Genomic DNA, 18,963 nt, shown 5'->3' with positions numbered 1-18,963 from the left:
AGCAGGACGACAGAAAGACTCCAGATCGGATTCATGACAACCAATGGTTGTCATTCGGAAGCTGCTTCGAGGGCCACAATCGCAAGGGCTCACCGGCGCCCGCGGGAAAACACCGAGGGGCGCGAGGGCTCCCAGCCCCGCTTCACTGACGTCCGATTCGCATGAAACTCCAGCAATTGCAGGTCCTGGTTGCCGTCGTCGAACAAGGCGGCATTCGCGCGGCGGCACGTGCACTGCACCTGTCACAGGCTGCGGTGACCAAATCCATGCGGCTGCTGGAGGAGGAGGCCGCTGTGCCGCTGCTCCTGCGCCGCTCCCGCGGCGTGGACCTGACCGAGGCCGGCTCAAGGCTGCTGGCGAGGGCCCGGGTGATCACCCGCCAAGTGGCGCTTGCCCGCGACGACTTACGCCAGGCTGCGGGGGAGGATGCCGGCACCGTGCGCCTGGGCGTCACGCCTATGGTGACCTTGGCCGGTCTGGGCGAGGCGTTTCGCTGGTTCCGCCAGCGTTATCAGGACGTGCAGGTCGAACTCATCGAGGGCTTGATGGCCCGAGTGCTTCCCGGCTTGCGGGCAGGAACCCTCGACATCGCGGTGGTTGCTGCCGATGTTGGGGAACTGGGTGGGGATGAGTTTCAACGGCAGCGAATCCTCCAGGCGTCCCAACGGATCGTGGTGCGAGAAGGGCACCCGGTGCTGGCAGACCCGAACCCGGGCGCATTGACAGAATTGGAGTGGATCTTCACGCAGCCGATTGCAGGCGGTCAGCAGCCACGCATCGACGCCATGTTCGCACTCGCAGGGGTCGATCCGCCCAGGCGCATCATTCTGTGCGAGACCCTGGCAGCCATGACGCTGATGCGCCATTCAGACGCAGTGAGCCTGTTCCCCTCCCCGCTGCTGGGTCACCCGGAGTCACGGGGCATCGTTGAGATCAATCCGTGCCCATTTCGGCCTTGCGACGTGGAGTTGCTCCTGCTGACTCGACCGGACGTGCCTCTGACTCCGGCGGCAGCATACCTGTCTCACTGCTTGATTCGCTGTACTGAACTCGTGCAGGCGTCGACATCCCCGGCTCGCGAGTCCGGTGGTTGAAGTGGGATGGAGACTGATTCCTCAGAGGGCATTCGAGATGCTGCCCGTTCAGTGCCGGCCAGCAGCCATGAAGTCCCAAAGGTGCTTCATCGACAGGGGCGCCTGTGCATCCGTTGTGAGGCTCATGTTCTCGGTTGCGTCCGCCGGAGTGCGATCGGTACCCGAGTGCATCCACCACGCGACCGTTGCTGCGCAGGCAATGGCAATCCAGAGAGAGCTGCGGAGAAATGAACGACCCATGGACATGGAACCTCCTGGACAAGAAAGCGGGTCTGCAGCAGCTGCTCGCACACTCGCAGCAGCTACGCACCCGATGAACAAAGTCTGCGCAGTCGAATGGGCCTGCACTTCGTCTGTTTGGACTAAGTTGGATCCCTGGTCGGGTTCACCCTGGCCTGCTTCGTTTGGACGATGACTGCAGCGGTTCGGGGGCCGAACGTTCCGCTCGTGTGCCTTCGTGGCCGGCCGTCGCCGGCCCGAGCTGGCGCCGCTGGAGGGGTGGAACATGCGAATGAAGGACAGGGTGGCCCTGGTCACCGGGGCTGGAGCGGGTATTGGCGAGGGCATTGCCCGGCGCCTGGCCTCGGAGGGGGCGGCGCTCTGGCTGGCCGACGTGAACGGCGAGGCTGTGGAACGGGTTGCCGAGGCGATCCGGAGCGACTTTGCTGCCGAGGTCGGCTTCGGTCGCAGCAACGTCACCAAGCCTGATGAGGTGGGTGGCATGGTCCGGGCCGCACACGCGCGTTTCGGGCGAGTCGACGTCCTGGTCAACAACGCCTGGGGGCAGCGGCCTGGACGACGTGGCCACGCAGGGGTGGAGGCGGTGGCCGACGAGGACGTCGAGTGGGCCATGCGCATGGCGCCTCAGGCTGCGCTCTGGGCCATGCAGGCGGTGTTTCCCGGCATGAGGCAGCGCCGCTGGGGGCGGGTGATCAACCTCTGTTCACTCAACGGCGTGAATGCCCATCCCTATTCGGTGGACTACAACATGGCCAAGGAGGCACTGCGCACCCTCACCCGCACGGCAGCGCGCGAGTGGGCGCCCCACGGAATCTGCTGCAATGCGATCTGCCCGGGTGCCGCGACGGATGCCTACCGACGGTACGCGGCCGCGCAACCCGAGAACGCGGCCGAGATGCTGCGCTTCAACCCGATGGGCCGCATGGGCGACCCGGAGACCGACATCGGCGGTGTCGCACTGTTCCTTGCCAGCGAGGACTGCCGCTACCTGACCGGCAACACGCTGTTCGTGGACGGCGGCAGCCACATCAACGGCGTGCCCTGGTTGCCGCAGCCCAAGCCGCGTTGAACTCCCTCGCCGATCGCAGAGTGCGTCCTGCCTAGTCCCGGTGGACGATGGTGCGGCCGCGAAGCTTCGATAGCGTGTCCGCTTTCGCCCGGCTCGGGCGTGGCAATTCAATGGAGCGAGACATGAGACTCAAGGACAAGGTGGTGCTGGTGACCGGTGCCGGGCAGGGCATGGGACGGGCGATTGCTCGGCGCTTTGCCGATGAAGGTGCGACCGTGGTCGCGTTGGATCTGAACCTGGAGGCTGCCCGGCAGACACTGGAGGGGTCGGGATCTGCGGGCACCGCGTTCGCGCTGAACGTGGCCGATTCCGCAGCCGTGAACGACGTGGTGGACCAGGTCGTGGCGCGCTTTGGGCGGGTGGACGTGCTGGTCAACAACGCCGGGACCGGTGGCGTCGATGCCTTTGCCGACATCAGCGACGAGAGCTGGGCGCGTGTGCTGGGTGTGAACCTGAACGGCGCGTTCTACTGCGCCCGCGCTGCGGTGCGCGCGATGCTCAAGACCGGCGGCGGAGCCGTGATCAACGTCTCCAGCACCGCTGCGGTCAGCGGTGACGGCCCCGCGCACTATGTCGCCTCCAAGGCTGCCTTGATGGGCCTGACCCGCACGATGGCCAAGGAGCTGGCCAAGAGCGGAATCCGTGTCAACACCTTGGTGCCCGGCCCGACGAACACGCCGATGATGCAGGGCATCCCCAAGGAATGGTCCGATGCCATCATTGCCGGCGTGCCGATGGGCCGCATGGCCGAGCCGGACGACATCGCCCGGGTGGCGGTGTTCCTGGCCAGCGACGACAGCGGCTTCGTCACCGGCCAGAACCTGGCGGTCAACGGCGGCAGCGCCTTCCTCTGAGGAGACTCACCATGAGCCAACGCATGCAGGGCAAGGTGGCCTTCGTCTCCGGGGGCGGCAGCGGCATCGGCGCGGCCACCGCGATCCGCCTCGCGCAGGAAGGCGCCAGCGTGGTGATCTGCGGCCGTCGCCAGGAGCCGCTGGACGCGGTGGTGGCGCAGATCCGTGCTGCCGGTGGCCAGGCCGAGGCGGTGCAGGCCGACGTGGGCGATGAGACGCAGTACGTCGGGGCTATCGAAGCCGCCGCGCAGCGGCATGGTCGGCTGGACGTGCTGGTCAACAACGCCATGGCCTTCACCTGGGGTGCCCTGGAGTCGACGAGCACCGCCGAATGGCACGCAAACTTCCGCACTACGGTGGATGGCACCTTCTGGGGCACCCGCACCGCGCTCCGGCTGATGAAGGCCGGCGGGCAGGGCGGCTCAATCGTCAATGTCTCGTCCATCTGCGGCCAGCTCGGCACGCCCTGGATGGCTGGCTACTCGGCGGCCAAAGCGGCGGTGGACAACTTCTCGCGTGCGGCGGCGGCCGAAGGGGCCGCGGCGGGCGTTCGCGTCAACGTGGTGGTGCCGGCAGTGGTCGAGACACCGGCTACGGCCGGCATGCTGGCCGACGAGGCGAGCCGGCGCAGCACCGAGAAGCTCATCCCGATGGGCCGGGTGGGGCGGCCGGAGGAACTGGCCAACGCCATCCTCTTCCTGGCCAGTGACGAGGCTGCCTACATTACCGGCGCGTCGCTGCCGGTGGACGGCGGGCGCTCGGCGGTGCTGGTGACGGCGCTGTGAGCGGCGCCGCCAAGTCGCTCGAGGAGCGCATCGACCGGCTGGAGTCGCTGGACGCGATCCGCCAGCTGGCCGGGAAGTACGCGCTGTCGCTGGACATGCGCGACATGGACGCGCATGTGAACCTGTTCGCGCCCGACATCCGGGTCGGCCGCGACAAGGTGGGCCGTGAGCATTTCAAGGCCTGGCAGGACAGCACGCTGCGCGACCAGTTCACCGGCACCTCGCACCACCTGGGCCAGCACATCATCGAGTTCAGCGATGTCGACCACGCCACCGGCGTCGTCTACTCCAAGAACGAGCACGAGTGCGGACCCGAGTGGGTGATCATGCAGATGCTCTACTGGGACGACTACGAGCGCATCGACGGTACCTGGTACTTCCGCCGACGGCTGCCCTGCTACTGGTACGCCACGGATCTGAACCGTCCGCCCATCGGCGATATGAAGATGCGCTGGCCCGGCCGCGAGCCCTACTGGGGCAGCTTCCATGAGCTGTTCCCGAGTTGGCGCGAATTCTGGGCGCAGCGTCCCGACAAGGACAGCCTGCCGCAGGTGGCGCCGCCGGCGCCGCTGGAGCAGTTTCTCAAGACGATGCGGCGCGGCACCCCTGCGCCGAAGATGCGCGTGCGCTGAAGTGCGCTGAAGGGAACCCGATGCCCAAGCTCCTCTTCACGCCGACCCGGCTCGGCGATCTCGACCTGGCTAACCGCATCGTGATGGCGCCGATGACGCGCAACCGCGCCGATCCAGACGGTACCCCCAACGCCTTGATGGCCGAGCACTATGCGCAGCGTGCCGGTGCGGGCCTGATCGTCGCGGAGGGCAGCTGGCCCAGCCCGGCCGGCCAGGCCTACAGCCGCCAGCCCGGCATCTGCACCGAGGCCCATGCCGAGGGCTGGCGCGCCGTGACCGACGCCGTGCACGCCCGCGGCGGCCGCATCGTGCTGCAGCTGATGCACGCGGGCCGCATCGGCAGCCACCACATCAAGCCGGCCGGTGTCGAGACCGTGTCGGCCTCGGCGCTGACCGCGCAGGGCGAGATCTGGACCGATGCCGCCGGCATGCAGCCCTTCGACACGCCGCGCGCGCTCGACACCGACGAGGTGCGTGCCGTGGTGGCCGAACACGCGCAGGCGGCTGCGCTGGCGGTGCGGGCCGGCTTCGACGGGGTGGAGCTGCACGGTACCAGCGGCTACCTGGCGATGCAGTTCCTCAGCTCGGCAACCAACCTGCGCAGCGACTGCTACGGCGGCGCGGCGGCGGCCCGGGCGCGCTTCGCCGTCGAATGCCTGCAGGCGATGGGCGCAGCCATCGGCGCCGGCCGAGTCGGTCTGCGATTGAACCCCGGGAACACCTACAACGACACCGCCGACGAGGACTCCGCGGCCACGCATGCCGAACTGATGCGCCAGGCCTCGTTGCTGGGCCTGGCCTATCTGCACGTGATGCGCTCGCCGGTCGCGGGGATCGATGCCTTCGCGCTGGCGCGTGAACACTTTGCTGGGCCGTTGATCCTCAACGACGGCTTCGACGGCCCGAGTGCCGAGGCTGCGCTGCAGGCCGGGCAGGGCGAGGCGGTGTCATTCGCCCGGCATTTCATCGCCAATCCGGACCTGCCCGAGCGGCTGCGGCAGGGTCAGCCGCTGGCCCGATTCGACCGCCGCACGCTCTATACCGCTGGTGTGGCGGGCTACACCGACTATCCACCGGGCTGAGGGGCGGCGCGCTCGTGCCGGCCCGGGCACGCAGGAGTGCCCAATTTGGGCGGGAAGGCCCCCCGTTGGCACCACCTCAGCCGAGACTGCGACTCATCTGTCGATGACTCCAGGAAGCGCCGAGATGGAACCTACCTTCATTTACGACCATGTCCGCACGCCGCGCGGCAAGGGCAAGCCCGACGGCAGCCTGCACGAACTGACGCCCGTGTGGCTGGCCAGCCGGCCGCTGGTGGCGCTGCGCGAACGCAATGGCCTGGACACCCGGGCGGTGGACGACGTGGTTTACGGCTGCGTGGTGCCGGTGGGCGAGCAGGGCGGCAACATCGCCCGCATGGCAGTGCTGCAGGCCGACTACGACCAGAGCGTGCCGGCCCTGCAGATCAACCGCTACTGTGGCTCCGGCCTGGAGTCTGTGGCCTTTGCTGCGGCCAAGGTGATGGGCGGCCAGGCCGATCTGACCATCGGCGGCGGCATCGAGATGATGTCGCGTGTGCCCATGGGGTCGGACGGCGGTGCCTGGGCGCAGGACCCGCAGGTCGCCAGCAAGACCTATTTCGTGATGCAGGGCATCTCGGCCGATCTGCTGGCTTCGCTGCGCGGCCACAGCCGTGCCGATGTGGATGCCTATTCGGCCGAGAGCCACCGACGCGCCGCGCGCGCCTGGGCCGAGGGCCGCTTCGACCGATCGGTGCTGCCAGTGCAGGACTTCATCGGCCTGACGCTGCTGTCGCGCGACGAGACCATCCGTCCGGACACTTCGGTCGGAAGTCTGGCCGTGCTGAAGCCCGCCTTCACCGAGATGGGCCGCAAGTACGGCTACGACAGCGTGGCGCTGCAGCGCTATCCGCAAGTCGAACAGATCGAGCACATTCACCACGCGGGCAACAGCTCAGGCATCGTGGACGGGGCGGCCGCGGTGCTCGTCGGCAACGCCGAGGCGGGCGTCCGCCTGGGGCTTCGACCTCGCGCGCGCATCCGCTCCTTTGCCGCCATCGGCTCCGAGCCCACGCTGATGCTCGACGGCCCGGCCATCGCGGCGCGCAAGGCCCTGGCGCGTGCTGGCATGCAGGCCGGCGACATCGACCTGTGGGAGCTCAACGAGGCCTTTGCCTCGGTGGTGCTGACCATGATGGAGGAGCTGGACATCCCGCACGAGCGCATGAATGTCAACGGCGGCGCCATCGCGATGGGCCATCCGCTGGGCGCCACGGGCGCCATGATCCTCGGCACGGTGCTCGACGAGCTGGAGCGAACAGGAAAGCACACCGCGCTGGTCTCGCTGTGCGTGGCCGCCGGCATGGGCTCGGCCATGGTCATCGAACGCGTCTGAGGGGAGCAAGCCATGAACCAAGAAGTCATCCGTTACGCTGTCGACGCCGACGGAATCGCCACCCTGACCATCGACTATCCGGGCAAGTCGATGAACGTCATCGACCAGGCCTTCATGGACAGCCTGGACGCCGGCATCGCCCGCCTGGTGGCCGACCCAGCCGTCAAGGGCGGCATCCTCACCTCGGGCAAGGAGGCCTTCGTGGCCGGTGCCGATCTGGTGACGATGGAGGACAACCTGGACGGCATGGCCGACGACAGCGTCGATGTCATGTTCGAGAAGTACGCCTCGCTGTCGCGCGTGTACCGCCGCGTCGAGACCTGCGGCAAGCCCCTGGTGGCGGTCATCAACGGCATCGCCATGGGCGGCGGTTTCGAGCTCTGCCTGGCCTGCCACCACCGAGTGATGGCCGATGCACCGGGTGTGGTCGTGGGCCTGCCGGAGGTGCAGGTGGGGCTGGTGCCCGGCGCCGGCGGCACGCAGCGCCTGCCGCGCCTGATCGGCGTCACCGCTTCTCTGCCCTGGCTGTTGGAGGGCAAGAGCGCCGACGCGGCTACCGCGCTCAAAGCCGGCCTTGTCCACGAGGTGGTGGCACCCGCCGAGCTGATGGCCGCGGCCAGGCGCTGGCTGCTGGACGCGCCCAAGGCCGTTCAGCCCTGGGACGAGAAGGGCTTCAGGATCCCCGGCGGCAACGCGCTGGACCCGCGTGTGGCACCGGCCTTCGTGGTTGGCAACGCGATGCTGCAGGCCGGCACCTGTCACAACCTGCCGGCACCGCTGGCCATCCAGAGCTGCGTCTTCGAGGGCACGCAGCTGCCCATCGACAAGGGTCTGCGCATCGAGACCAAGTACCTGCTGCACACGGCACAGTTCAGCCCGGTCTCGCGCAGCATGATCCGCACGCTCTTCATCAACAAGAGCAAGGCCGAGAAAGGCCTGCACCGGCCAGCAGGCTTGGCACCGTTCAAGTGCGCCAAGCTCGGCATGATTGGCGCGGGCATGATGGGCGGCGGCATCTCGCTGAACGCCGCGCAGCGGGGCATCCAGGTGGTGCTGATCGACCGTGACCCGGTATCTGCCGAGCGGGGCAAGGCCCATGCCGCCAAGTCGCTGGCCAAGCGCGTACAGCGCGGACGCATGACGCAGGACAAGGCCGATGCCATCCTGGCGCGCATCACGCCCAGCACCGACTATGAGTTGCTGCGCGACGCCGACATGGTGGTCGAGGCCGTGTTCGAGGACCGCGCGATCAAGGCCGAGGTCACGAAGAAGTTGGACGCCGTACTGCCACCAAGCTGCGTGCTCGCCACCAACACTTCGGCCCTGCCGATCACGCTGCTGGCCCAGGCCAGCGCCCGGCCGGATCGTTTCATCGGCCTGCACTTCTTCTCGCCGGCCGACAAGATGCCGCTGGTCGAGGTGATCCGCGGCCAGGCCACCTCGGACGCGACGCTGGCCCAGGCGCTGGACTTCGTCGCCCAGCTGAAGAAGACGCCCATCGTCGTCAATGACCGCCGCGGCTTTTTCACGAGTCGTTTCATCGGCGCCTTCGTGGACGACGCCATCGGCATGGTGGCCGAGGGCATCCACCCCGCGCTGATCGACCACTGCGCCCGCCACGCCGGTATGCCGGTGGGCCCGCTGGCCATCACAGACGAGCTGTCCATCGAGCTGTCGGTGCATGCCGGCGAGTCGCAGCGCAAGGAGTTCCCCGACGAGTACAAGGAAGGCCGCTCGGTGCCGGTGCTCCGGCGCCTGTACGGGCTGGGCCGGCTGGGGCGCAAGAACGGCCAGGGCTTCTATGACTACGACGCCCAGGGCGGCAAGCGCCTGTGGCCGGGTCTGGCCGAGCTCTACCCTCGCCGCGCGATACAGCCCAGCCCGGATGACCTGAAGCAGCGCATCCTCTATGTGCAGGCCGTCGAGGCGGCGCGTGCGATGGAAGAGGGCGTGCTGCTGGACCCGGCCGATGGCGATGTGGGCTCGATTCTTGGCGTGGGCTATCCGGCCTATACCGGCGGGCCGTTCTGCTTCATCGACGGCGTGGGCCTGAAGGCCTTCGTCGCCGAAGCCGACCGCCTGGCGGACCTCTTCGGTGAGCAGCTGCGCCCGCCGCACCTGCTGCGCGAGATGGCCGAGCGGGGCCAGACCTTCTATGGCCGGACGGCACGGCCCATGGCCACAGCCCAGGCCTCCCGGGCCTGAGCGGGAGACGGACGATGAACTTCGAGTTTTCCGCCGACCAGGATGCGCTGCGCGAGCAGGTTCGCAAGTTCCTCGGCAAGGAATCGCCGCTGGGCCTGTCGCGCCAGCTGATGGATGGAGAAGCTGCCGCCAGCGAGCGCCGGGACGCGGTCTGGCGCGGCTTGGCCGAGCTGGGCGTCACCGCGCTGATGCTGCCCGACGAGGCGGGCGGCATCGGCCTGGGCGCGATGGAGCTGTGTGTGGTGGCTGAGGAAGTCGGTCGCCAGCTCAGCCCGGTGCCCCTGGCGTCGACGCTGTACCTGGCAGCCCAGGCCCTGCTTCTGGGTGCCAGCGCCGATCAGCAGCAGCGCTGGCTGCCGGCGGTGGCCGCTGGTGCAGTGGGCTGCCTGGCGGCGCCGCTGGATGGTGTGATCGATGTGGCCGCGCTGCCGCGCTTCGACGGCAAGAACCTGAACGGACCCGCCGCCCTGGTGGCCGACGGCCTGGCCGCGCAGTGGGCGGTGGTGCTGGCGGCTGATGCCGCACAGCAGCCGCTGTGGGTGCTCGCGAGACTGGAGCAGGGCGTGGGCCGGCGTGCGCTGGCGACGCTGGATGCCGCCAAGCCCTTTGCCGAGCTGCGCTTCGAGGCCACGCCGGCCGAGGCACTGGATGCTGTGGTGGATGCCCCCGGCCTGCTGCAGCGCCTGCGCAATCGTGCGGCCGTGCTGCTGGCCTTCGAGCAGCTCGGGGCAGCCGATGCGGCGCTGGAGATGGCGGCCGCCTATGCGCGCGAGCGCAAGGCCTTCGGCCGCGCCATCGGCTCCTACCAGGGCATCAAGCACAAGCTGGCCGATCTCTACACCGAGATCCAGATGGCCCGCGCGCATTGTTACTACGGCGCCTGGGCGCTGGCGGCCGACGCCGCCGATGTGACCGCACCGGCCCCCGAACTGTCCGCCGCAGCTGCTGCCGCGCGCGTCAGTGCCAGCCGGGCCTTCAGCCTGATGGCTCAGGAAGGCCTGCATGTGCACGGCGGCATGGGCTACACCTGGGAGCTGGATTGCCACCTCTTCCTGCGCCGTGCGCGCCAGCAGGCGGTGCTGCTGGGCCATGAGCTGCAGTGGAGCGAGCAGCTGGCAGCGGAGCTGGTGTGCTGGCTCGACACACCGCTGCCGGCCACGACCCGCGCGGCCGTGGAAGGCGCGATGGACTTCGACGATACGGTCGAGGAGGCGGCCTTCCGTGCCGAGTGCCGTGCCTGGCTGGAGACCCATGCCACGCTGAAGCAGCGCCCCGACGACTTCTTCGAGCCGCATCTGAACCCGGCTGAGCGCATGCGCCTGGCGCGCGAATGGCAGGGCCGCAAGGCGGCGGCCGGCTTTGGCGCCATCTCCTGGCCACAGGCGCTGGGTGGGCGGGGCGGTACGCCGATGCAGGAGCTGATCTGGCGCCAGGAAGAAGGGCGCTACAACGTGCCCACCGGCTTCTTCAATGTCAGCCTGGGCATGGTGATTCCTTCGCTGATGGCCCATGCCGCGAAGGAGGTGCTGGCCCAGCACATCGCGCCGGCGCTGACCGGGCAGCACCTGTGGTGCCAGCTGTTGTCCGAGCCCGGTGCCGGCTCCGATCTGGGCATGGTGCGCACGCGCGCCGAGCGCTGCGACGGCCCGGACGGCACGGCAGGCTGGCGCCTGAACGGCCAGAAGGTCTGGACCTCGCTGGCGCAATTTGCCGACTTCGGTCTGGTGCTGGCCCGCAGCGATCCGGAGCAGCCCAAGTTCGACGGCATGACGACCTTCTTCATCGACATGAAGAGTCCGGGCGTGACGGTACGCCCCATCCGCCAGGCCAGCGGCGAGGCCGAGTTCAACGAGGTATTCCTCGAGGACGTGTTTGTGCCGGACAGCCAGCGTGTGGGCGCCGTGAATGCCGGCTGGAAGACCACGCTGACCGGCCTGATGAGTGAGCGCCTGTCGGTCGGTGGCGTGATGCCGGCCGAGCTGTGGAGGCTGGTCGCCGAGTTGCTGCGCGAGGCGCGTTTTCTCGGCGCCAGCGCCCTGGCCGATGGCCGCATGCGTGAACGCCTGACGAACCTCTACCTGAACGGACAGGCGCTCTGGCTGCTGCAGTGCCGTGCCTTGACGGCGCTCTCCAACGGCCGCATGCCGGGCCCGGAGATGAGCGGCGCCAAGAACGTGGCGGCCAGTACGCTGCAGGGCATCAGCGCCTTCGCCATCGATCTGCAGGGTCCGCGCGGGGTGCTGGCGGCCAACGAGCTGGGCGAGCGCTTTGCGCTGATCGAGCGCCTCTGGTTCGGCGCGGCCGGCATGCGCATCGCCGGCGGCACCGACGAGATCGTGCGCAACAGCATCGGCGAGCGCGTGCTGGGCCTGCCCGGCGAACCACGCAGCGACAAGGGCGTGCCGTTCAGCCAGCTCGTTCGTTGACAGGCCTTCCAGATCAAGACAAGCCGGCGCGTCGGCAGCCGGCACGGAGACAAGACCATGAGCAAACCCGCCCGGACCTTCAATCTGGCCGACATCTTCAGCACCGTGGCTGAGGTGCACCCGCAGCGCTGCGCCTTCATCTGCGGCGAGCAGCGCCTGAGCTTCCGGGAGCTCGACGAGCGCTCCACCCGGCTGGCCAGCGCCCTGCGCGCGCAGGGGGTGAAGCGCGGCGACAACGTCGGCCTGCAGCTTTACAACTCGGCTGCCTACCTGGAGAGCTTTTTCGCCTGCTGCAAGATCGGCGCGGTGCCGGCCAATGTGAACTACCGCTATGTGGCCGATGAGCTGCGCCAGCTCTTCGTGTCGCTGGATCTGCGCGTCTTGATCTACAGCGGCGACTTCGCGGCCGAGGTGGCTCGGGTCCAGCCCCAAGTGCCCACGCTGTGCCTGAGCGTGCAGGTGGGGCCGGGTTCGGGGCCGGGCGCCAGGCCCGTTCAGGCGCTGGATTTCGACGCCTTGATGAACGCCGGCACGCTGGAGCTCGACGACCCGCAGCGCAGCGACATGGATCTGAGCCTGCTGTGCACCGGCGGCACCACCGGCGCGCCCAAGGGCGTGCTGTGGCCGCACAAAAATCTGTTCATGGGCGCGCTGGGCGGCGGCGGCATGTACTTCCGCCGCGGCCCGGTGCAGAGCCTGGACGAACTGGCCGCCCTGGTGGCACAGGCGCCCGAGGCCCGCTATTTCGCGCTGGCGCCGATGATGCACGGCGCGGCGATGTGGGCCTCACTGATCAGCCTCTATGCGGGGCAGACCGTCGTGGTGAACGATCAGCTCCATTTCGACGCCGAGCATGTCTGGCAGCTCTGCGAGGAGCTGGGCGTGAACATCCTCTCCGGGGTGGGCGACGCGATGGCGCTGCCGCTGGTGCAGGCGCTCGAGAAGCACCCCGGGCGCTGGAACCTGCAGCAGGTGCGGGTCTATGGCAACGGGGGGGCGCCGTTGTCGGCCCAGGTGGCCGAGCGCATCCGGGCGGCGCTGCCGCAGGTGATGGTGAGCAACGGCCTGGGTTCGTCCGAGGCCGGCTTCATGGGTGGTGGGGAGAAGCCGGCCGACGGCGAGGGCCTGCTGGTGCTGGCGCCGCGGCCGGACCTGGCCCTGATCGACGCATCGCACCGACTGCGTACCGAGCCCGGCGCCGAAGGCATCCTGTCGCGCACTGGCTTCACCCCGGTGGGCTACTACGGCGATCCGGTGAAGACCGCCGAGACCTTCGTGACCCTGGACGGCCGCCTGTGGGTGCTCACCGGCGATCAGGCCCGCATCGATGCGCAGGGCCGCTACGTGCTGCTGGGGCGGGGCTCGCAATGCATCAACACCGGCGGCGAGAAGGTCTTCCCCGAGGAGGTGGAGGAGGCGGTGCGCCGTTACCCGGCGGTGCAGGACGTGCTGGTGGTGGGCTTGCCCGACGAACGCTGGGGCCAGCGTGTCACGGCCGTGGTGGAGCTGGCACCAGGCGCGGACTTCTCTGCGCAGGAACTCGAACGCATCTGCCGCGAGCATCTGGCAGGCTACAAGACGCCGCGTTCGGTGCACCTGACCGACCAGGTGCGGCGCAGCCCGGCGGGCAAGGCGGACTACCGCTGGGCCCGGGAGTATGCGCTGGCCCATGCCAGCGTGCTCTGACAGGCAGAGGTTCACCGGGATGAGCGCCGCCTTGCCAACCGCCGTGGATTACATCGTCGTCGGCTCCGGATCGGCCGGCGGCACGCTGGCGGCCCGTCTGGCCTGCGAGCAGGACGCCGGGGCGATCCTGCTGCTGGAGGCCGGCACGGTCACGCACCGGGACTTCATGGTCAGCATGCCGGCCGGCTGGGGCGCTATGACCTACAGTCCGCGCTACTCCTGGATGCACGAGACCGAACCGGAGCACTGGGCGGGCGGGCGCCGCATGGCCATGCCCCGCGGCAAGGCCCTGGGGGGCTCCTCCTCGATCAACGGCATGATCTACATCCGCGGCCACCGGCAGGACTATGCCGACTGGGTGGCCGCCGGGGCCGAGGGCTGGAGCTGGGACGAGCTGCTGCCCCACTTCATCCGCACCGAGGACCATCGGCGCCTGGGCGCTCCGCTGCACGGCCGGGGCGGCCCGTTGACGGTGGCCGACCTGCCCGACCTCCACCCGATGACGCGGCAGATGATCGAGGCCGCCCGCCAGGCTGGCCTGGAGGTGGTCGACGACTTCAACGACGGCCGGGCCACCGGCGCCGGCACCTTCCAGGTCAATGTTCGCGACGGCCGGCGTTCCTCCATCGCCCTGAACGCCATCGTGCCGGCCCTGCAGCGTCCCAACCTGCTGCTGCGCCACGGTGCGATGGTCGAGCGCATCCTCTTCGAGGGCCGGCGTGCGGTGGGCGTGCGCTACCGCATGGGCGACGGCAGCCTGCATGAAACCCGCGCAGCGCGCGAGGTGCTGCTCTGTGCCGGTGCCATCCAGTCGCCCCAGTTGTTGATGTGCTCCGGCGTGGGGCCGGCGGCGCAGTTGCAGGCCCTGGGGATTCCGGTGGTGGCCGATCTGCCGGGGGTGGGCGAGAACCTGCAGGACCATGTCTGTGCACCGATGTCCTGGCGCCTGCGCGCGCGGCAGGACAGCATGAACCGGCATTTTCGCGGCCTCGGGCTGATGGGCTCGATGCTGCGCTACCTGGCCGGTCGCAGCGGCCCCATGATGAGTGCGCCGGCAGAGTTCGGCGCCTATCTGAAGAGTGACCCGGCGCTGCCCTACAACGACATCCAGGTCTTCGGCCTGCCGGTCACCGGCCAGCCCGAGCAGGCGGGATCCAGCGGCAAGGCCCCGCAGCCGGACGCCTGGCCCGGCATGACGCTGGCGCCCTTCCAGGTGCGGCCCTTCTCGCGCGGCCATGTGCGCCTGAAGACGGCCGACGCGGCGCAGCACCCGGCGATCACGATGAACTACCTGCACGACGAGCGCGACCGCCGGGCGTTGGTCTGGGCGCTGCGCTTCCTGCGCGAACTGGCCCGCCAGCCGGCCCTGGCCGACCGCATCGAAGCCGAGGTGCGCCCGGGGCCCGAGGTGCAGACCGACGCCGAGTGGCTCGCCTGGGCCGCCCCCATGCTCTCGACGGGCTACCACCCGGTCGGCACCTGCCGCATGGGGCGCCACGACGATCCGCTGGCGGTGTGCACGCCGGACCTGCGCGTGCGCGGCCTGCAGAGCCTGCGCGTCATTGACGCCTCGGTGATGCCCAACCTGATATGCGGCAATACCAACGCCACCTCGGTGGCGATCGGCGACAAGGGCGCCGATCTGGTGTTGGTGGGCGCGGCGCGGCCTGTGTCTTGAAGGTCGGTGCGCGCACATCCACTTTCGTGGGACGTTTCGGTTCAACATCGAGCGGAACGCGCACCTGTCGGTCGGGCACGCCGTCGGTCGCGGCGAGGCCACGCCGGGACGGTATGGCCCACCGCCACGCCCCAGGGGCCGGGATGTCGGCGATGGGACGGGTCAGCTGACATTCAGGGGCAACTAGTCACGGGCGGCTCACGACCCCTATGCATAGGCCTCAACTATGCGTAGGTCCGCGGCGCCGGCCTTCGCCGCCGGCTATGGCGGCGCGTGTCTCGGCCACCGCGGTCCTTTGCATAGTCACAGGCTCCGCAGGAACTTCATCAGGTCATCGCTGGCCTTGAAGCGCTGTAGCTTGATGTCCGGCGCCTCCAGACGCGCGAGCGCCTTCTCCTTCATCTCCAGGTTGGCCTCAACGTAGCGGTGCGTCGTGTTCGTGCTCTCATGGCCGAGCCACAGGGCGATGATGTTGAAGGGTACGCCGCTTTGCAGCAGGTGCATGGCGGTCGTGTGCCTCAGGCTGTGCGGCGAGACGCGCTTGGTCTTCAGGCTCGGCTGCTCGGCGGCAGCACGGTCGACCGCGAGGGCCAGCCGCTGCGCCACATTGCACCGTGTCATCGGGTGGCCAGATCGATTGGGCAGCAACGCCGCCGAGCCGCGCAGTTCGGGGTTCGCATGCAACCACGCTCGCACGGCCGCTGCGGTCGACTGCCACAGCGGCACCGAGCGGTCCTTGCGTCCCTTGCCATGCAGGTGGACGCATGCCGCACCGCCCAGCACCACGTCGACGACGCGCACCCCGACGATCTCCGACACCCGTGCGCCGGTGTTGTAGAGCAGGCTGAGCAACAGATGGTCGCGCTGCGAGGTCCAGTCGCTGCCAGGTTGCCCCAGCACGGCGATCATCTCGGGCCGCGTCAGGTGACCGAGCAGTGGCCGCTCGAAGCGCTTCATCGGCACGGCCATCACCTGCTCGACGGTGTGCAGCGCGCTCACGTCGCGGCGGCCGGCGAACTTTAGGAACGCCCGCAGCGCCGTCAGCCGCAGGTTACGGCTGCGCACCGAGTTGTGCCGCTCGCGTTCCAGGTGGGCCAGGAACTTGAGAACCAACTCCGGCGTGATGTCCGTCAGTTGCAGGGCCATCGGCGTCTTGCGCAAGTGGTCGGTCGCATACGCGAGGAACAGCGTCATTGCGTCGCGGTAGCTGGCCACCGTCCGCGGGCTGAGCGCACGCTGCGCGACCAGGTACTCGGTGAAGAACTGCTGCACCAGTGCCGGGAAGCCTGGAGGGTCTGCCTTGCGGTGATGACGGGCCTCAGACATGGCTGAACTCCGGCATGCACGCCTCGAAGCGCTTCGCCGCCACCGCCATCAACTCCGGCACCGCCTGCAGGTACCAGTAGGTGTTGGTGACCATCGCGTGCCCGACGTAGGTCGACAGCGCGAGCATCGCCTCGTCCACGTCGATGCCGTGCTGTTGCCACAGCAGGATGCGCCTGACCACGAAGGTATGCCGCAGGTCGTGGATCCGCGGCGCGTGGTGGGTGCCGCGGTTGATCCAGCCCAGTTCACTGCGCAGCGTGGCGAAGACGCGCTCCACCTGGTGCCCGCTGATCGGCTTGCCGAACAGGCGGCCGCGGGTGCCGATGGAGAACGGCGCGTCGTCGTCGCGTGACGCGCCGGCCACGTCCCGCGTCCAGCGGTAGCGACCCAGGGCCTTGGCCGTGCTCGGATGCAGCGGCACCTGGCGCGACTTGGCGAACTTGGTGCGGCGGATGGTCAGCACACCGCGGCGCAGATCGACGTCGGCGACAGTCAGCGACAGCGCCTCGGACAGGCGCAGGCCGCAACTGGCGATCAAGCCGAACAGCGTCTCGTAGACCAGTCCGCGCAGGCCGGGGCTGGGGCCGAGTTCGCGCGCGGCAGCCAGCAACTGCTGCACCTCCTCGGGGCTGTAGATGTGCGGCGCCTGGCGCTCGGGCAACCGACCGAAGATCGTGTCGTCGGGCACCTCAGTGGCTGGTTCGAACTGCTGCATCCATCGTGCGAAGGAGCGCAAATTCTTCAGTCGCCTGGCCCATGTCCGGGGATCGACGCTGGCGTGCGAGTCCAGACGCGCCCACTCGGCCATGACCTCCAGCGTCAGAGGTCCCCGGTGGCGCGTGCGCCGGACGTACTCGGCCAGGCTGCGCAGGCTGTAGGCCGGCGACTTCAACTGGAAGCCCAGGGTGCGGCGTTCGATGAGGTAGCGCTCAACGAGCGCGGTCAGGCCGATGGTCATGATGCCCTCCCGGTCGTGGCAACCGCAGGGATGCCAGGCCATGGCAGGGCCACTTCGACCAGGCTGCCGCTGTCGAGCTTGGCGTAGATCAGCGTCGTGTTCAGCGAACGGTGGCGCAGCACGTCAGCCACCTCCTTGAGCGAGGCCCCGCCGGCCAGCAGGCGGCCCGCCATCGTGTGGCGCAGCAGATGCGAGCGCGTGTACGGCAGTCCGGCACGGGCGTACGCTTGGCGGATGGTTTTGCGCACGAGGTCCGGCCCGATCGGTCGCTCGCGTGGCGTCATGTGGCGGGCGAAGATCATGCGGTGCTGGGTCTTGGGTCGCTCCCTGTGCAGGTACGCGGCGATCGCCTGCCCGGTGGCTTCGGGCAGCGGCATCACGTCCTCCCGTCGACCCTTCGTGCGACGCAAGGTAATCGTGCCGGCGTCCCAGTCGATGTCGTCCATGCTCAGGCGTGCAACCTCGCCGCTGCGCAGGCCCAGGTCGAGCATGCAGCGCACCATCGCATCGGCACGCAGCATCGAGGGCCCGCTCTGGCCAAGGGCGGCCTCGAGAAGCTCGACCTCTGCCGGCTCCAGCGACTTGGGCAGCGATGCCAATTGCCAGTTCGCCGGATACGCCAGCGCACCAACCAGCGCGTGTGTGCGGTCACCCAGCGTCGCACGCCAGCGGAAGTAGCCGCGCAGCGCCGCCACCACGGTGCTCAGGCTTGTCGGCGCCTTGTAGTTCTTGGCCTGCGCTGCGAAGAAGCGGCGCACGCGCTCCGGCGTGATGACCTCGAAGCGGATGGCGTCGTTGCCGAAGTGCTGGCGCAGCAGCGCTTCGACGAGGCGCAGCGCTCCATTGCGCGTGTTCGGGGCAAGCCCCCGCACCTGCTGCATGTACTGGTCGTAGCGGCGCAGCTCCTGACCCACCTCGGTCATGTCCAGCGGCTGGGGTGCGATGGCGCCGGCGGCACGCAGGACGACGAGCAGATGGCCCAACGCGGCCCGCACGCTGCTCGGATGGCGGGCACTGGTCGGGCAATGACAGCCGGGAAGGTGGTGATCGACGAACTCGGCAACGAGCCCCTCGTCGACGTCGGCCAGGCGCTTCTTGGCGCCCTTCATCCACAGCGACAGATGCGCCACGGCGGCTTCGCAGCTGCGCGCGTAGCCGGCGGCATTGCCGCGATCCGCGAGGTAATGGCGGTAGGCCGGGATGTGGCGATCCAGCTGTGCACAGCCGCGAGTGCGGCTGGAAGGATCGAGGCGAGAACGAGGCTTGGAAGGCATTGCAGTCTCCAGGTTGTGGAGCCGCCAGTGCACGCCCGGTCAAGAACTACGTATAGATGCCTGAGGCGTCGATGACGTGCGAGCCGCGTGCCGTCTGGCCAGCGACCACCGGCAGCGGCAGACCTACGCATAGTTGAGTCCTATGCATAGGGGTCGCTATGGATAGCTTTGCATAGCGACCCTGAAGCGACATCCGCAGCGCTGATCTCGCCACCCCAAAGCACCCTTCCGAGGAGTGTTGTTCCGCGTTGTTCCAAATTACTTGACGGCGGGGCAGATCGTGCCTAGAGTGTACTTCGGTACAACATGGAACAACAAGGA

Annotated in this window: 14 protein-coding genes; 11 read left to right on the top strand and 3 right to left on the bottom strand. The window is 68.7% G+C overall.

Annotated elements, in window-relative coordinates; translation table 11 throughout:
- The first annotated feature begins 161 nt into the window (after positions 1 to 161).
- From NGK70_RS16360 to NGK70_RS16310, 11 genes are all read left to right on the top strand, one after another.
- Positions 162 to 1,094, top strand: a complete 933-nt coding sequence (locus NGK70_RS16360; protein ID WP_251969570.1) for a LysR family transcriptional regulator — start codon at positions 162 to 164, stop codon at positions 1,092 to 1,094.
- A 505-nt stretch (positions 1,095 to 1,599) separates the two neighbouring features.
- Positions 1,600 to 2,403, top strand: coding sequence for an SDR family NAD(P)-dependent oxidoreductase (locus NGK70_RS16355; protein ID WP_251969569.1), 804 nt, complete (start codon positions 1,600 to 1,602; stop codon positions 2,401 to 2,403).
- A 122-nt stretch (positions 2,404 to 2,525) separates the two neighbouring features.
- The gene (locus NGK70_RS16350) at positions 2,526 to 3,257 is read left to right on the top strand and encodes an SDR family NAD(P)-dependent oxidoreductase (protein ID WP_251969568.1); all 732 of its coding nucleotides are present in this window, start codon (positions 2,526 to 2,528) and stop codon (positions 3,255 to 3,257) included.
- 11 nt (positions 3,258 to 3,268) lie between these two features.
- Positions 3,269 to 4,042 (top strand): SDR family NAD(P)-dependent oxidoreductase, encoded by a 774-nt coding sequence (locus NGK70_RS16345; RefSeq protein WP_251969567.1) that lies wholly within the window; start codon positions 3,269 to 3,271, stop codon positions 4,040 to 4,042.
- Complete coding sequence (locus NGK70_RS16340) at positions 4,039 to 4,674, top strand: nuclear transport factor 2 family protein (RefSeq protein WP_251969566.1); 636 nt, start codon at positions 4,039 to 4,041, stop codon at positions 4,672 to 4,674. Before NGK70_RS16345 ends, NGK70_RS16340 begins: the two co-directional genes overlap by 4 nt.
- A gap of 20 nt (positions 4,675 to 4,694) precedes the next feature.
- Positions 4,695 to 5,756 carry an alkene reductase gene (locus tag NGK70_RS16335; RefSeq protein ID WP_251969565.1) on the top strand — a complete coding sequence of 354 codons (1,062 nt, stop codon included), beginning with the start codon at positions 4,695 to 4,697 and terminating at the stop codon, positions 5,754 to 5,756.
- A 124-nt stretch (positions 5,757 to 5,880) separates the two neighbouring features.
- Entirely contained in the window at positions 5,881 to 7,089 is a 1,209-nt protein-coding gene (locus NGK70_RS16330; RefSeq protein ID WP_251969564.1) for an acetyl-CoA C-acetyltransferase, read from the top strand.
- A gap of 12 nt (positions 7,090 to 7,101) precedes the next feature.
- On the top strand, positions 7,102 to 9,294 hold the full coding sequence (locus NGK70_RS16325) for a 3-hydroxyacyl-CoA dehydrogenase NAD-binding domain-containing protein (protein WP_251969563.1): 2,193 nt from the start codon (positions 7,102 to 7,104) through the stop codon (positions 9,292 to 9,294).
- 14 nt (positions 9,295 to 9,308) lie between these two features.
- Positions 9,309 to 11,720, top strand: a complete 2,412-nt coding sequence (locus tag NGK70_RS16320) for an acyl-CoA dehydrogenase family protein (protein ID WP_251969562.1) — start codon at positions 9,309 to 9,311, stop codon at positions 11,718 to 11,720.
- 57 nt (positions 11,721 to 11,777) lie between these two features.
- Complete coding sequence (locus tag NGK70_RS16315; RefSeq protein ID WP_251969561.1) at positions 11,778 to 13,406, top strand: AMP-binding protein; 1,629 nt, start codon at positions 11,778 to 11,780, stop codon at positions 13,404 to 13,406.
- 19 nt (positions 13,407 to 13,425) lie between these two features.
- Positions 13,426 to 15,084 carry a GMC family oxidoreductase gene (locus NGK70_RS16310; protein ID WP_251969560.1) on the top strand — a complete coding sequence of 553 codons (1,659 nt, stop codon included), beginning with the start codon at positions 13,426 to 13,428 and terminating at the stop codon, positions 15,082 to 15,084.
- Positions 15,085 to 15,387: 303 nt separating this feature from the next.
- Here NGK70_RS16310 and NGK70_RS16305 read toward each other — a convergent pair whose 3' ends face one another.
- Genes NGK70_RS16305 through NGK70_RS16295 form a run of 3 tightly spaced genes read right to left on the bottom strand, consistent with a single transcriptional unit; the run spans position 15,388 to position 18,642 of the window.
- On the bottom strand, positions 15,388 to 16,410 hold the full coding sequence (locus NGK70_RS16305; protein ID WP_251969559.1) for a tyrosine-type recombinase/integrase: 1,023 nt from the start codon (positions 16,408 to 16,410) through the stop codon (positions 15,388 to 15,390).
- The gene (locus NGK70_RS16300) at positions 16,403 to 17,368 is read right to left on the bottom strand and encodes a tyrosine-type recombinase/integrase (RefSeq protein WP_251969558.1); all 966 of its coding nucleotides are present in this window, start codon (positions 17,366 to 17,368) and stop codon (positions 16,403 to 16,405) included. Before NGK70_RS16300 ends, NGK70_RS16305 begins: the two co-directional genes overlap by 8 nt.
- Positions 17,365 to 18,642, bottom strand: coding sequence for a site-specific integrase (locus tag NGK70_RS16295; protein WP_251969557.1), 1,278 nt, complete (start codon positions 18,640 to 18,642; stop codon positions 17,365 to 17,367). The genes NGK70_RS16300 and NGK70_RS16295 overlap by 4 nt, the downstream gene beginning before the upstream one ends.
- Positions 18,643 to 18,963: the final 321 nt, after the last annotated feature.

This window comes from Sphaerotilus microaerophilus, assembly GCF_023734135.1.
GTDB classification, from domain to species: Bacteria; Pseudomonadota; Gammaproteobacteria; order Burkholderiales; family Burkholderiaceae_C; genus Sphaerotilus; species Sphaerotilus microaerophilus.
The sequence above is the reverse complement of the archived record's forward strand: the minus strand, read 5'-3'. Positions and strand labels throughout refer to the sequence as shown.